The 14,517-nt window shown below is 73.4% G+C and carries 10 protein-coding genes; 8 read left to right on the forward strand and 2 right to left on the reverse strand.

Features of this window, described 5'->3' with window-relative positions; genetic code table 11:
- Positions 1–50 precede the first annotated feature (50 nt).
- The 8 genes from ODJ79_RS14035 to ODJ79_RS14070 all read left to right on the forward strand — a co-directional run bounded on the left by ODJ79_RS14035 (position 51) and on the right by ODJ79_RS14070 (position 12,166).
- Positions 51–1,655 carry a replication-associated recombination protein A gene (locus ODJ79_RS14035; protein ID WP_263023852.1) on the forward strand — a complete coding sequence of 535 codons (1,605 nt, stop codon included), beginning with the start codon at positions 51–53 and terminating at the stop codon, positions 1,653–1,655.
- Positions 1,652–6,145, forward strand: a complete 4,494-nt coding sequence (locus ODJ79_RS14040) for a hypothetical protein (protein ID WP_263023853.1) — start codon at positions 1,652–1,654, stop codon at positions 6,143–6,145. The genes ODJ79_RS14035 and ODJ79_RS14040 overlap by 4 nt, the downstream gene beginning before the upstream one ends.
- 67 nt (positions 6,146–6,212) lie before the next feature.
- Positions 6,213–6,662: a DUF948 domain-containing protein gene (locus ODJ79_RS14045; protein ID WP_263023854.1), complete on the forward strand. Its 450-nt coding sequence runs from the start codon at positions 6,213–6,215 to the stop codon at positions 6,660–6,662.
- Between the two features lie 18 nt (positions 6,663–6,680).
- Positions 6,681–6,947, forward strand: a complete 267-nt coding sequence (locus tag ODJ79_RS14050) for a hypothetical protein (protein ID WP_263023855.1) — start codon at positions 6,681–6,683, stop codon at positions 6,945–6,947.
- Entirely contained in the window at positions 6,944–9,631 is a 2,688-nt protein-coding gene (alaS, locus tag ODJ79_RS14055) for an alanine--tRNA ligase (protein ID WP_263023856.1), read from the forward strand. The genes ODJ79_RS14050 and alaS overlap by 4 nt, the downstream gene beginning before the upstream one ends.
- Positions 9,632–9,654: 23 nt before the next feature.
- The gene (gene ruvX, locus ODJ79_RS14060) at positions 9,655–10,113 is read left to right on the forward strand and encodes a Holliday junction resolvase RuvX (RefSeq protein ID WP_263023857.1); all 459 of its coding nucleotides are present in this window, start codon (positions 9,655–9,657) and stop codon (positions 10,111–10,113) included.
- A complete protein-coding gene (mltG, locus tag ODJ79_RS14065) occupies positions 10,110–11,309 on the forward strand; it encodes an endolytic transglycosylase MltG (RefSeq protein ID WP_263023858.1) in 1,200 nt (399 codons plus the stop codon). Before ruvX ends, mltG begins: the two co-directional genes overlap by 4 nt.
- A gap of 14 nt (positions 11,310–11,323) precedes the next feature.
- Entirely contained in the window at positions 11,324–12,166 is an 843-nt protein-coding gene (locus ODJ79_RS14070) for a shikimate dehydrogenase (protein ID WP_263023859.1), read from the forward strand.
- Here the strand turns inward: ODJ79_RS14070 and ODJ79_RS14075 are convergent.
- On the reverse strand, positions 12,163–13,314 hold the full coding sequence (locus ODJ79_RS14075) for a multidrug effflux MFS transporter (RefSeq protein ID WP_263023860.1): 1,152 nt from the start codon (positions 13,312–13,314) through the stop codon (positions 12,163–12,165). The genes ODJ79_RS14070 and ODJ79_RS14075 overlap by 4 nt on opposite strands.
- Before the next feature lie 215 nt (positions 13,315–13,529).
- Positions 13,530–14,135: a hypothetical protein gene (locus ODJ79_RS14080; RefSeq protein WP_263023861.1), complete on the reverse strand. Its 606-nt coding sequence runs from the start codon at positions 14,133–14,135 to the stop codon at positions 13,530–13,532.
- Positions 14,136–14,517 lie beyond the last annotated feature (382 nt).

The raw sequence follows: 14,517 nt of genomic DNA on the forward strand, positions 1-14,517 counted from the left end.
CGATTGGTGCATTTCCGGCATCGCTCGGCGGGCCGGTACTGTCGGTGCCGATGGAAACGGACGGGCTCTTCTCGCTGGCTTCCCCGGGTGGCGTCTCGGCCGCGTCGCCGGTCGCGGCCTTCACCCCGCCGTCCGCGGATTCGCCGCTGCCCGTCCGCATGCGTCCCACCGGCCTCGACGAGCTGGTCGGCCAGGAGCATCTGCTCGCCGCCGGCAGCCCGCTGCGCCAGCTGGTCACCGGCTCGAGCCCGATGTCGGTGATCCTCTGGGGGCCGCCCGGCACCGGCAAGACCACCATCGCGCACCTGGTCGCCGCCGCCACCAACCGCAAGTTCGTGGCCATGTCGGCGCTGTCGGCCGGCGTGAAGGACGTGCGCGCGGTGATCGACACGGCTCGGCGCGAGCGCCGGCACGGCGGGCCGCCGACCGTCCTGTTCATCGACGAGGTGCACCGCTTCAGCAAGACCCAGCAGGACTCGTTGCTTGCCGCGGTCGAGGACCGGACGGTCACGCTGCTCGCGGCGACGACGGAAAACCCGTACTTCTCGGTCATTTCGCCCCTGCTCTCCCGCTGCGTGCTGCTCACCCTGCAGGCGCTGGGCGACGACGACGTTCGACGCCTGGTGCGCCGCGCGCTCACCGACGAACGAGGGCTGGGCGGCGCCGTCACCCTTTCCGACGAGGCCGAGGAGCATCTCGTACGCCTGGCGTCGGGTGACGTGCGCAAGGCGTTGACCGCACTCGAGGCGGCCGCGTCCACGGCGCAGGCCCAGGGCAGTCCCGAGATCGACCTGACCACCGCGGAGAAGGCGGTCGACGTCGCGGCCGTGCGCTACGACCGGGACGGCGACGCGCATTACGACGTGATCAGCGCATTCATCAAGAGCATGCGGGGCAGCGACCCGGACGCGGCGCTGCACTGGCTGGCCCGCATGCTGGTGGCCGGCGAGGACCCGCGGTTCATCGCCCGGCGCATCGTCATCTTCGCCAGCGAGGACGTCGGCATGGCCGACCCGCAGGCGCTGGTCGTGGCCACCGCCGCGGCCCAGGCCGTGCAGCTCATCGGCCTGCCCGAGTGCCAGCTCAACCTCGCCCAGGCGGTCGTGCACCTGGCCACCGCCCCGAAGTCGAACACGGTGACCAGCGCGCTCGGCGCGGCGATGGCGGACGTGCGGGCCGGTCGGGGCGGTGCGGTGCCCGCACATCTGCGCGACGCGCACTACCCCGGCGCGCGTGGTCTTGGTCACGGTCGCGGCTACAAATACCCGCATGACGACCCGCGCGGCGTGGTCACCCAGCAGTACATCCCCGACGATCTTGTCGAGGCCGAGTACTACCAGCCCACCGAGCACGGCGCCGAGCGCGCGGTGAGCGAACGGGTGCCGCGGCTGCGCCGGATCGTCCGGGGCCTGGCCGCCCCGCCCCGTCCCCCGGAGGTCGCTTCGGTGCCGACACCCGACCGCGCGGCGGGTGGTGGATCTGGCCCGGATGCGTCACGCTCTTCGGTTAGCACCGACCTGGCGCCGCCCCCGGTGGCGCCGGACGGGGACGAACCGCCGGTACCGCCACCGGCGGCCGCACCGACCAAGCCGGCCGACGAGGCCGTGAGCAGGGCAGACGACAGTGGCGACGCCGCCGGAGAGGAACAGCCGTGAATTCGCGCGGTGCCGAACGGCCCGACGACGAGGCCGACCTGCGCAACGGGACCGGGGCCAAGAAGGGCCGCCGGTTCGGTCGAGGGCGCCCCGAGGCGGCGGAGCCGGCGGAGGTTCCCCGCGAGGAGACCGGCTGGCTCGACGACCTGCGCACCGCGAAGGAACAGCGCGGCGCGATCGGCCCCGGCACCCTGGTCGGCGAGACCCGCCCCAGCAAGAGCGGCCGAGTGGCGCCCGGCCCCGACGACGACCCCGACGACGATCTGCCGTTCAGCGCCGGCCTGCCCGACGCCCAGCCCGGCTGGCAGTCGCCCAGCGGCGCGCACCCGGCCCCGGGCCGGCGTGACGCCCAGCCCGATTGGCAGGCTCCGAGCGGCGCGCACCCGGCCCCTGGTCGGCGTGACGCCCAGCCCGATTGGCAGGCCCCGAGCGGCGCGATGCCGGCGCCCGGCCGGCGTGACGCGCCGCAGCCGCCCGCCCAACCCGGCTGGCAGGCGGGGAGCGGCGCCTACCCGGCCGCCCCGCGGTCGGGCCCGGTGCCCCCGCCCGCCCGATACGACGATTCCCGTCCGGCCCCGGGCCGCCCTGACGGCGCCTCCGGCTGGGACGACTCCCGTCCGGCCCCGGGTCGCCCCGACGGCGCCTCCGGCTGGGACGACTCCCGTCCGGCCCCGGGCCGCCCCGACGACACCTTCGGCTGGGACGACTCCCGTCCTGCTCCCGGGCGGCGGGACAGCGGCTGGGACGACGGGCGGCCCGCTCCCGGGCCGGTCAGCGCGCCCGGCGGCCGGGGTCCCCGGCCGAACCCGGTGCCGCGGCAGATCGCCGGACCGGTGTCGCCGGCCCAGCAGATGCCGCCGGGCCGGGTACCGCCCGGCCGCGGCCCGTCCGCACCGATGCCCTCTGGTCAGGACCCGTCCGGCCAGGGCCCGGCGGGGCAATATCCGGCGGGTCCGATGGGCGCCGCGCCCGTCTCGCCGGGTGCCGCCGGCCGCCGGGGTGCGCCCGGTCAGCCGCAGCTTCCCGGTCAGCCGCGTATTCCCGGTCAGCGGCGAGGGTCGGCCGACGACGCCTCCTACGCCACCCGGCACGGCTCGCCCGCGCTCGATCCGTCGACCTCCGGGCCGATTCCGTCGGTGCCGCTCTCCGGCAACGCGCCCGAGGTGCCGATGTCGCGCCCGGTGTCGCCGGCGTCGCGCCCGGTCTCGCCCGCGTCGCGCCCGGTGTCCCCGGCGTCCCGGCCCACCTCGTCGGCCGGGCCGCGCGATCGTTTCCGCACCGACGGACCGCCGCAGAGTGGCCGGTCGCCGATGCCGGGCGCGCCGCAGCCGGCCTCGCCGGCCGGGCCGCCCGCGGGTGGACGACTCCCGGGCGGCAGCGGTCCCGGCATCCCCGGCGGGGGTGCGAACCTCCCCGGTGGCAGAGCGGGCTACTCCGACGACGTCACCGGCCGGCACGGCTCCACCGGGCGGCACGGTGGCGAGGGCTTCCCGGGCGGCGAGTCCACCGGTCGGCACGGCGGCGACGGCTTCCCGGCTGGTGAGTCCACCGGGCGGCGCGGCGGCGACGGCTTCCCGGGGGGCGAGTCCACCGGTCGGCACGGCGGCGGCCGCTTCCCGGGCGGCGAGTCCACCGGGCGGCGTGACGGCTTCTCCGGCGGCGAGTCGACCGGGCGGCACGGCGGCGACTCGAACGTCCGGCGTGACGCCTTCCCCAGCAACGACGCCGGGCCCAGGCGCGCCGGCGACGGCCCTGGCGGTGGGCCGGATTTTACGAACGGTGGCGTGTCCACCGGTCGGCATGGCGGCGACGCGGGTGACTTCCCGACCGGGCCGCGTTATCAAGACGGCGAGACCACCGGCCGGCACGGCTCGGCCCGGCACGGCGGCGACGCCGGCGAGGGCACCGGCCGGCACGGCACGCCCGACGACGGCGGAACCACCGGCCGACGCCGAGCCGAAGACCTAGCCGGCGCCAAACCCCCGAGCCGCGGCCGCGGCGCCCGCCCGGTCCCGGCCCAGAGCGGCCCCAACGGCGACCCCGGTCGCCGCCCAGGCGGTCCCGGCGCGGGCGGCCCCGGCACGGGCGGTCCCGGCGGTCCCGGCGGCGCGGGTGGTCCCGGCGGCACGGGACGTCCCAACGGTCCGGGTGGGCCCGGTGGTCCGGGGGGTCCCGGCGGTCCCAACGGTCCGGGCGGTCCCGGCGGGCCGGCCGCGGGCGCCGCGCGGGCGTCGGCGAAGGTCATGCCCCCGGTGGTGCCCGGCCGGCAGGGCGCGCGCGCCCCGGCGGTCCCCGGACGCGCCGGCGCGATGGCGGGCGGCGCCGCTCAGCGACCCGGCGACACTTCCCCCGCCCCCGGCGGCCAGCCCCGCGGTCGCGGCCCGCGCAACGGCCCGGCCACCGGCATGACGCAGACCGGTCCGGGTGCTCCAGGCATGCCTCCGGGCGCTGCCGGCCCGCCGCCGAGCAGCGACGGCATGCCCTCCGGCCCGATCGGCCCTCGTCCCGGCGTGGATGAGATGCCGTCCGGCCCGGTTGGTGTGCAGCGTGGTCCGGGTGGGCCTCGTCCCGGCGTGGATGAGATGCCGTCCGGCCCGGTTGGTGTGCAGCGTGGTCCGGGTGGGCCTCGTCCCGGCGTGGACGAGATGCCTTCGGGGCCGGTCGGCGGTCGGCGTGGCCGGCGCCCCGATGTCGACGACGCGCCTTCGGGGCCGGTGGACATGCCGTCCGGGCCGATCGGGTCGCGGGCCGGCGGGATGGCGCCCCGTCCGGTTTCGCCGGGCCGGCCGCCGTTCGGTGGCTCCCCGCAGCACAGCCAAGCCCTGCCGGGCCGTCCGGTCTCGGGCGAGCCGGGTCTGCCGGGCCGTCCGGTCTCGGGCGAGCCGGGTCTGCCGGGCCGTCCGGTCTCCGGCGGGCCGGGTCTGCCGGGCCGTCCGGTTTCGGGGGAGCCGGGTGGGGGGCCGCGTGGTCTCCGCGATCCCGAGCACAGTCAGGCTCTGCCGGGCCGTCCGGTTTCGGGCGAGCCGGGTGCGGGCCCGCGTGGACTCCGCGATCCCGAGCGCAGCCAACCTCTGCCGGGGCGCCCCGTCTCCGGCCAGCAGGGTCAGCCGCTGCCCGGCCGGGTCGGTGCGGCTCAGGCCGGTCCGGGTCCGCGCGGTGCGGCACCGGGTCGGAACGGCGGCCGGGGCGGTGGCGGCGGTTCGGCCTCGGCCGGCGCGGCCTCGATAGCGGGCGCCGCTTCGGTCGGCGCGGCCTCCGTCGGTGCGGCTTCGGTTGGTGCGGCTTCGGTTGGTGCGGCTTCGGTTGGTGCGGCTTCGGTTGGTGCGGCTTCGGTTGGTGCGGCTTCGGTCGGGGCGGCTTCGGTCGGCTCCGCCTCGGTGGGTTCCGCGTCGGTGGGCGCTGCCTCGGTCGACACCGCGCCGAAAGGCCCGGCGGGCGCCGCGTCGGTAGGCGTTCCGCCCAAGGGCGCCGCGTCGGTAGGCGTTCCGCCCAAGGGCGCCGCGTCGGTAGGCGTTCCGCCCAAGGGCGCCGCGTCGGTAGGCGCTCCGCCCAAGGGCGCCGCGTCGGTAGGCGCTCCGCCCAAGGGCGCCGCCTCAGTAGGCGCTCCGCCCAAGGGCGCCGCGTCCGTGGGCGCTCCCCTCAAAGGCGCGGCATCGGTGGGCGCCGCGTCCGTGGGAGCCGCCTCGGTAGGGGCCGCCTCCGTGGCCGCCGCGGCGAAGGGGACTCTCGCACCGGGAGTCAATCGCCCCGCCGATCCGCGTACGGGTGCTCCGGGCGTACCGCAAATGGGTGAAGAAGCCCCGCAAGCCGCCGGAAAGGCCGGCGAAGGCCTGCGCGGAGCGCGCGACGAGCTGCGGAACAAGATGCGCACGCAGCGGCGGCTTCGGGTGGTGACGCTGCTCTCGCTCGCGGTCGTGGTGCTGGTGCTGCTGCCCGTCCTGTTCGGGCTGCGGTCGGCCAGCAACGACCCGGTGTTCGGCTCGCTCGACTCGCTCGCCGTGCCCTCGTGGGCCGCCCAGCAGGTGCGCGACAACGGCAGCGGCAGCCGGTGGTGCTTCATCGACTGCCGGTTCCGGGAGCGGATCGCGCAGTCCTCGAAGCCGATCGAGGACACCACCGCGACCTACACCGCGGCGCTGAAGAAGGCCGGCTGGTCGTCGTGGAAGGTCTCGGAGTGCCCGGAGACCCCGATCCAGGGCACCTACAGCTGCTGGAAGCGAGACGAGTTCACTTTGGACCTCTGGGTGCGGCAGCCCGAGTGCGCCGTGGACCAGGTGGCCGCCCAGGACGCGGTGACGTTGCCGTCGGACGCGGCGACGCCCGAGCCGAAGAAGTGCGTGGGGTCGACGGTCAGCATCCACGTGCAGAATGCGATCTCCGACACCCGCGGCAAGCCCGAGCCGAAGCAGGACAAGCCGCTCACCGGCGAGACACCCGTCCCGACGCTCTCCGACGATCCGCTCTTGACGCCGACACCCGCGGCGTCGTGAAGCGGGCGGCCGTCACGGCCGGTAAGGTCTGCACGTTGACCTGCCACCCGTAGAGGAGAAGCGCCAGATGGACGCCGGAGAAATCGCAGGACTGATCGCGGCGGGCGCCTTCCTGATGCTCGTCATCGTGCTCGCGGTGCCGATCCTGAAGCTGGGCCGGACCGTCGACGCCGCGACCCGGGCGATCAACGACCTGAACGACCGCACCGGCCCGCTGCTGACCAACGTCAACGAGACGGTGGAGAATGTGAACACCACCCTCGGCCAGGTGCAGGTCTCATTGGACGGTGTCAACCTGCAGCTGGCCAAGGTCGACACGATCACCGAGCACGCCGCGCACGTCACCGCCAACGTGGCGAACCTGTCCACGGTTGTGGCCGCGGCCGCCGCGAACCCGCTGGTCAAGGTGGCCTCGTTCGGCTACGGCCTGCGCAAGGCCGTGAACAACCGGCGGCGTGCCGAGGAGGACCGCGAGGTCCGCGAGACGATCAAGCAGCGCCGTAAGGCCCGGCGCTAACTCGAAGGGGAAAGCAAAATGAAGCGCCTCCTGTGGCTGGGCGTGGGCCTGGCCGTCGGCGCCCTCGTCGTTCGCAAGATGACCAAGAAGGCGAACGAGTTCACCCCGTCGGGCATCGCGACCTCGCTGTCGCAATCGGCTGGCGGGCTGGTCGAGTCGGTGCGTAGCTTCGTGGAGGACGTCCGCGAAGGGATGACCGAGCGGCAGGAGCAGATCAACCAGGCGTTCGCCGAGGGTGAGCTGTTCGAAGACGGGCTGGATGACGCCCAGGAGGGGAACCGATGAAGACGGCGGAAGTCAAGCGGCGCTTTCTCGCGCATTTCGAGGCCAACGGGCACACGGTCGTGCCGAGTGCCCCGCTGCCGGCCATCGACGACCCCAACCTGCTGTTCATCAACGCCGGCATGGTGCAGTTCGTCCCGTTCTTCCTGGGGCAGCGCACCCCGCCGTACTCGCGCGCGGCCAGCGTCCAGAAATGCATCCGGACGCCGGACATCGACGAGGTCGGCAAGACCAGCCGGCACGGCACGTTCTTCCAGATGAACGGCAACTTCTCGTTCGGCGACTACTTCAAGGCCGGCGCCATCCCGCTCGCCTGGGAGCTGTCCACCAAGCCGGTCGACCAGGGCGGGTTCGGGCTCGACCCGGACCGGATCTGGGCGACCGTCTACCTGGACGACGACGAGGCCATCGAGATCTGGAAGCAGACCGGCATGCCTGCTTCCCGCATTGTCCGGCGCGGCAAGAAGGACAACTTCTGGTCGATGGGCATCCCGGGTCCGGCGGGCCCCTGCTCCGAGCTCTATTACGACCGCGGCCCCTCGTACGGGCCGGAGGGCGGCCCGGAGGTCGACGAGGACCGGTACCTGGAGTTCTGGAACCTGGTCTTCATGCAGCACGAGATCACCGACGTGCGGTCGAAGGAGGACTTCACCATCGTCGGTGACCTGCCGAAGCAGAACATCGACACCGGCATGGGCCTCGAGCGGATCGCGTCGATCCTGCAGGGCGTCGACAACCTGTACGAGATCGACGAGGTGCGCCCGATCCTGGCGCGCGCGGCCGAGATGACCGGGAAGAAGTACGGCGCCCACTCCGGGCACGCCGCCTCGGAGAGCCACCCGGACGATGTCCGCCTGCGGGTGATCGCCGACCACGTGCGCACCGCGCTGATGCTGATCGGCGACGGCGTGATCCCCTCGAACGAGGGCCGCGGCTACGTCCTGCGGCGGATCATGCGGCGGGCGATCCGGGCGATCCGCCTGCTCGGCTGGCAGGCGCCGGCGCTGCCCGAGCTGCTGCCGGTGGCCCGGGACTGCATGGCGCCGTCGTACCCCGAGCTCGCCGAGGAGTTCGGGCGAATTTCCGATTACGCGTACGCCGAGGAAGAGTCGTTCCTGTCCACGCTGCGGGCGGGCACCACGATCCTGGACACCGCGATCTCCGACGCCAAGAAGTCGGGCATCGCCGACCTGTCCGGGGCGCAGGCCTTCCAGCTGCACGACACCTACGGCTTCCCGATCGACCTGACCCTGGAGATCGCGGCCGAGCAGGGTCTGTCGGTCGACCAGGACGGCTTCCGGCGCCTCATGGCCGACCAGCGGGCCCGCGCGAAGGCGGACGCCGCCGCGCGCAAGACGGGCCACGCCGACCTGTCCGCCTACCGGAGCGTGCTGGATGCCGGTGGCCCGGTCGAGTTCACCGGGTACCAGGAGATCTCCCGTGAATCGCGCGTTCGTGCGCTTCTCGGTAGCGGCGGGGCGCGGCTCGAGGCGGCCGGCGAGGGCGACTTCGTCGAGCTGGTCCTCGACACCACCCCGTTCTACGCCGAGGGCGGTGGCCAGCAGGCCGACACCGGCGTGATCCGGGTCGGGGCCGGTCAGGTCGAGATCGTCGACGTCCAGCAGCCGATTCCCGGCCTGATCGTGCACAAGGCCCGGGTCATCCGCGGCGAGGTACGCGCCGGCGAGTCGGCGGAAGCCGAGATCGACGTGACCCGGCGGAGGGCGATCTCGCGCTCGCACACCGCGACCCACCTGATCCATCAGACCATGCGGCACTTCCTCGGCGAGTCGGCCACCCAGGCGGGTTCGCTGAACGCGCCGGGCCGGCTGCGGTTCGACTTCAACACGCCCGGGGCCGTCTCGCCCGCGGTGCTGCACGACGTCGAGCAGCAGGTGAACGAGGTGCTGCTCCGCGACCTCGAGGTGCACGCGTTCATCACCTCCCAGGAGGAAGCGCGCCGGCTGGGCGCGATGGCACTCTTCGGGGAGAAGTACGGCGATGAGGTCCGGGTGGTTGAAGTCGGCGACTACGCGCGTGAGCTCTGCGGCGGCACGCATGTCGCCCGCTCCGGCCAGCTCGGCCTCGTGAAGATCCTCAGCGAGTCCTCGATCGGCTCCGGCGTGCGCCGGGTCGAGGCGCTGGTCGGCATCGACGCGTTCGGCTTCCTGGCCAAGGAGCACCTGCTGGTGTCCCGGCTCGCCGAGCTGTTCCGGGTGCCCGGCGAGCAGGTCGCCGACCGGGTCGAGCAGACCGTGACCGCGCTGCGGGACGCCGAGAAGGAGTTGGAGAAGCTGCGGGCCCAGATGGTGCTCGGCGGTGCCGGCGCGCTCGCCGGCCAGGCCAAGGACCTGCACGGCGTCGCGTACGTCGGCACCGAGGCACCGGAGGGCGCGGCCGGCAACGACGTGCGTACGCTGGCTCAGGAGATCCGCGGCAAGATCGACTCCGCGCGCCCGGCGGTGGTCGCGGTGGCCTCCCGGGCCAACGGGAAGGCGTCGCTGATCGTAGCGATCAACGGTGCCGCCCTCAGTCGAGGCTTCTCCGCGGCCGATCTGGTGAAGGGCGCTCTTTCCGGCCGAGGCGGCGGGAACAAGGAGCTCGCGCAGGGCGGCGGGGTGCCGGCCGACCAGGTTCCGGCGCTGCTAGCGGCCGTGGAGAAGGCGGTGGTTGAGGCCGCCGGGTGACTGACGTTACGGAGGGTGGCCGGATGGCCGCACTGTCGCGGGGTAGGCGACTGGGCGTGGATGTAGGTAAGGTGCGCGTCGGGGTCGCCATAAGTGACCCTGACGGGATCCTGGCCACCCCCCTGGTCACGGTTGCCCGTGACATGGGCACGGCGCCTGGTGCCGTGCCCGGCGACATAGCCGAGCTCGTTCGTCTCGTGGGGGAACACGAGGCGGTCGGGATCGTGGTGGGGCTTCCGGTGCGCCTCAATGGTGCCGAAGGCCCTGCCGCCATCGACATTCGTGCGTACGCTGGGCGACTGGCGGAGGCGGTCGGCACAGTGCCGGTCACCCTGGCGGACGAGAGGATGTCAACCGTGGTCGCAACCCGACGGCTCGCCGAGCGCGGCGTCCGGGGCAAGCGGCAGCGGGCGGTCGTCGACCAGGCGGCCGCGGTGGAGATCCTGCAGAGCTGGCTGGACGCGCAGCGGAGGCAGAGATGATCGACGAGCTGGACCTGGCGTTCGACGAGCACGCCGACCACGGAAAACCTCGCCACCGGCGGGGGAGCCGCGGTGGAAAGAAGGGCTCGGGTAAGTCCGGCGTCGCCTTTTTGATGGCTTTCATCCTGTTGGCGGTGCTGGGCGGTGGGGTTTACTTCGGCTACAGCAAGGTCAAGGACTTCTTCGTCGCGGCCGACTACAGCGGCTCCGGCACGACGGCCGTGCAGGTGACGATCCCGAAGGATTCGACGCTCACCGACATCGGCAACACTCTGGTCGAGTCGGACGTCGTGAAAAGCACAAAGGCCTTTGTGAATGCGGCGAGCGACAATCCGCGCGGCAAGAACATCCAGTCCGGAACGTACAAGCTGAAGAAGCAGATGTCCGCGAAGAACGCGGTCACCGCGCTCCTCGACCCGAAGTCGCGGATCACCTCCGGCATCACCATTCCCGAGGGAAAGACCGTTCCGGAGACCTTCGAGCTGCTCTCCAAGGCCACGAAGATCCCGGTCAAGGACTTCGAGACGGCGGCCAAGGACCCGGTGGCGCTCGGTATCCCGGCGTACTGGTTCAACCGGCGCGACGGCAAGACCGCGATCAAGACGGTCGAGGGCTTCCTCTTCCCCGACACGTACGAGTTCGACCCCAAGCTGAGCGCCGAGCAGATCCTGCAGGTGATGATCCAGCGGTTCCTCACGGTCACCGGGGACATGGGCTTCGCCGACACGGTGCAGAAGAACCTGTCGATCTCGCCGAACGAGGCCCTGGTCGCGGCGTCGATCGCGCAGGCGGAGGCGCTCAAGGACGAGGACATGGGCAAGGTCGTCCGGGTTCTCTACAACCGGGCGTACTCGAACAAGTTCCCGTGCAACTGCCTCGGGCTGGACAGCACCGTCAACTACTGGCTGAAGGTCACCGGCAAGGGCGGCAAGGCGTCCGAGCACCTCACCGTCTCCGAGATGCACGACGCGAAGAACCCGTACAACACGTACGACAAGGCGGGCCTGCCGCCGGGGTCGATCGGCAGCCCCGGCAAGTCCGCGCTCGAGGGCGCCATGAATCCGCCCGCGAACTTCCCGTACTTCTATTTCGTGAGCGTCGACAACAAGGGCACGATGAAATACGGAAAGACGCTCGCCGAGCACAACGCGAACATCCAGATCGCCTGCAGGAACGGCATTCCGCTCTGCGGATAGTGACCGGCTAGGGTGTGTCGGTGACGTCCGCCGACACACCTCGCCGCCGGGCCGCCGTGCTCGGCAGTCCGATCGGGCACTCGCTGTCCCCGGTGATCCACAACGCCGGGTTCGCGGCGGCCGGGCTCATCGGCTGGAGCTACGTGGCGATCGAGTGTGCCGAGCTGTCCCGGGTGATCGACGACTTCGACGACTCGTGGGCCGGCCTGTCGCTGACCATGCCGCTCAAGGAGCAGGCGCTGCGCCTTGCCGCGACGGCGACACCGGTCGCGCTGGCAACGGGCGCGGCCAACACTCTCGTACGCGCCTCCGACGGCTCCTGGCGCGCCGACAACACTGATGTCGCCGGGATGGTCCGGGTCCTGCGTGCCGCGGGCCTCGGCGCGCAACCGTCGGTGACCGTGCTCGGCGGCGGCGGCACCTGCCGGGCGGCGCTGGGCGCGGCGGCCGCGCTGGGCGCGACCGAGGTGACCGTGGTGACCCGCCGGCCCGCCGCGCGCGAGGAGCTCCGACCGGCCGCCGACGCGCTCGGGGTGAAGCTCCTCGGCGCCGACTGGACGGCGGCGGCGTCGCTCTTCGAGGCCGACGCGGTGATCTCGACCGTGCCCAAGGGCGCCGCCGACCACCTCGCCGCCGAGGTGGTGTGGCGGCCGGGGACGGTGCTCTTCGACGCGATCTACGACCCGTGGCCCACGCCCCTGGCCGCGGCGGCCGAGCGGGCCGGCGTGCCGGTGGTGTCCGGGCTCGACCTGCTCCTGGGGCAGGCGTTGAGCCAGTTCGAGCAGTTCACCGGCGTGGTGCCGGCCCCCGAGGCGGCGATGCGGGAGGCCCTGTTCGCGGCCGCGCGTTCCCGCTAGCGCTCGTGGGTGAGCAGCATGACCGTCAACAGGCTCGCCGACGCGCATCCGAGGATCAGCACGGCCATCGGGACGCCGGTCCCGATCGCGCCCAGCCCCGCCAGCGGCGCCAGCACCGCGGCCACCACCGGCTGAATCCCGCCCATCACGGCCGCCGCGGTGCCGGCCCGGTCGCCGTGCGTCTCCAGCGCCAGGGCGGTGGCGTTCGGCTGGATCATCCCGATCGTGCAGACCAGCAGGAACAGGCCGGCCACCACGCCCGGCAGGCTGCCCGCCAGCGCCGAGCCGGTCAGCACCAGCCCGGCGAGGGCCTGCCCGCACTGCCCGGCGACCAGCAGCGAGCGGGTCGGGTACCGGTCGAGCAGCCGGGCGTTGGCCTGGCTCAGCGCGGTAAGTCCGACCGCGTTCAGGCCGAAGAGCAGCGAGAACATCGTCGGCGACAATCCGTAGCCGTCCTGTAGCACGAACGGTGAGTTGGCCAGATAGGCGAACAACGCAGCGAAGGCAAGCCCCAACGCCAGCGTGTATCCGACGTACGAGCGGTCCCCGAACAGCGGCCTCGCCAGCCGCACGGTGGCGCGCAGCCCGCCGGCCGTGCGCCGCTCGACCGGCAGCGTCTCCGGCAGCCGCGCCGCCAGCAGGATCGTCAGCAGCGTGGCCAGGACACCGAGCGCCACGAAGATGCCGTGCCACGAGCTGACCCGCAGCACCGCGCTGCCCAGGCTCGGCGCGAGGATCGGCGCCAGCCCGTAGATCAGCGTCAGCCGCGAGAAGAACCGCGCCGCCGCCGCACCGGAGTGCAGATCCCGCACGATCGCCCGGGCCACCACCACCCCGGTCCCGCCGGCCAGCCCCTGCAGCAGCCGCAGCCCGATCAGCACCGGCGCCGAGGGCGAAAGAGCAATCAAGAACGAGAGGATTGCGTACGCCGCAAGGCCCGCGATCGCCGGCCGCCGCCGCCCGAACCGATCACTCAGCGGCCCGCAGACGAGCTGGCCGCCCGCGACCCCGATGAGGCAGGCGGTGAGCGACAGCTGCACCTGAGACGCGGACACGCCGAGGTCGTGCGAGATGGCCGGAAACGCCGGCAGATACATGTCGATCGAGAGCGGCCCGACCGCCGTGACCAGCCCCAGCATGACGATCATCAGGGCACCGGGAGCGCCCGGCTGCGGCCTGCTCGCGACGCCGCCGCCGCGGGCGTCGCCTGGTTCGTCCCGTATTTCCGAACCTTCGGCCGCCGCATCTGTCACGAGCGGGACCCTACCGTCGCGCTCGGGCCCGCGCCCGCGTCCGCTTCCGCCAGGCGAAACGCCCGGCGAAACGCCCGGCGAAACGCCCGGCGAAACGCCCGGCCGCTGGGTCAGCGGTCGGTCGCGCTGTCCGGCAGCTGGTAGACCACCAATGTCTGCTCGGGCCGCTCGGCGACGTGGAACGCGGCGTGCGACACGGTGATCTCGCCCAGCCGGGGATGCCGGAAACGCTTGCGGCCCGCGTGGCTGAACTGGATGTCGTACTGCGGCCACCACTCGCGCACCTCGGGGCTCGCCGCGGTCAGCTCGGCCACCAGCCGGGTCACCCGCGGGTGGCCGGGATGCCGGCCCGCGATCGCCCGCAGCCGGGCCAGCAGGTTGCGCGCCTCCCGCTCCCAGTCGACCAGCACCTCGCGGGCGGCGGCCTCGGTCAACATCCAGCGCACGACGTTGTGGCCCGATGCCGCTGCGCGACGGGCCGGCTGGGCGGCGCGGCGGTGCTGCTCGCGCTCGCCGAGGACGCCGCGACGGTGACGGCGGTGGGCCGCAACGCTGGGGCGCTCGACCGGCTGGCCGCGCTCGACCCCCGGGTGCGCATCCACCGGCGACCGCGCGGCGGACGCGGCCGGCGTCGGCCCGGTGGACGTGGCCGGCGTCGGCCCGGTGGACGTGGCCCTCGGCGCCCTCGGCGCCACACCGACGGCGGACGCGACCATGGCCGCCCACGGCCGCCCTCGACCTGGCGGAGCGCACGACGGGCCTCGGCTTCGTCGCCCTCGTCCCGTGACCCCCGGCGTCGCCCGCGTCGAGCACAGGCGCTCCCGCTCTGCGCGAGATGCGTTGGCCTGGCGGGCCGGCGGGGGCGGCGGCCGGCGGCGGGCGGCGGCGGGCGGGGTTGGTCTTTGTCGGCAGCTCTGCCCGGCGGTCGCGGGTCCGGGCGTGCCGGATCGCCTGGGTCGCGGTGGCGGGGCGGTTCGCGGTATTGCGGTTGGTCGGCCACCGTCCGCGTACGTCTGCTTGGTGGGGAATTTGACAGTCTCGATTCCGGTGGGCGGGACGCGGGCGGGGGCGCGGCTCGGGCTGGCGTCGGCGTGCAAC

This window comes from Actinoplanes sp. KI2, from assembly GCF_025630775.1.
In the GTDB taxonomy this organism is placed as follows: domain Bacteria; phylum Actinomycetota; class Actinomycetes; order Mycobacteriales; family Micromonosporaceae; genus Actinoplanes.

Coding starts and splice junctions, on each gene's coding strand:
- mltG (WP_263023858.1), top strand. CDS start 10,110: ATGATCGACGAGCTGGACCTGGCGTTCGACGAGCACGCCGACCACGGA.
- alaS (WP_263023856.1), top strand. CDS start 6,944: ATGAAGACGGCGGAAGTCAAGCGGCGCTTTCTCGCGCATTTCGAGGCC.
- ODJ79_RS14075 (WP_263023860.1), bottom strand. CDS start 13,314: ATGATCGTCATGCTGGGGCTGGTCACGGCGGTCGGGCCGCTCTCGATC.
- ODJ79_RS14045 (WP_263023854.1), top strand. CDS start 6,213: ATGGACGCCGGAGAAATCGCAGGACTGATCGCGGCGGGCGCCTTCCTG.
- ODJ79_RS14035 (WP_263023852.1), top strand. CDS start 51: ATGGAAACGGACGGGCTCTTCTCGCTGGCTTCCCCGGGTGGCGTCTCG.
- ruvX (WP_263023857.1), top strand. CDS start 9,655: ATGGCCGCACTGTCGCGGGGTAGGCGACTGGGCGTGGATGTAGGTAAG.
- ODJ79_RS14050 (WP_263023855.1), top strand. CDS start 6,681: ATGAAGCGCCTCCTGTGGCTGGGCGTGGGCCTGGCCGTCGGCGCCCTC.
- ODJ79_RS14080 (WP_263023861.1), bottom strand. CDS start 14,135: ATGGTCGCGTCCGCCGTCGGTGTGGCGCCGAGGGCGCCGAGGGCCACG.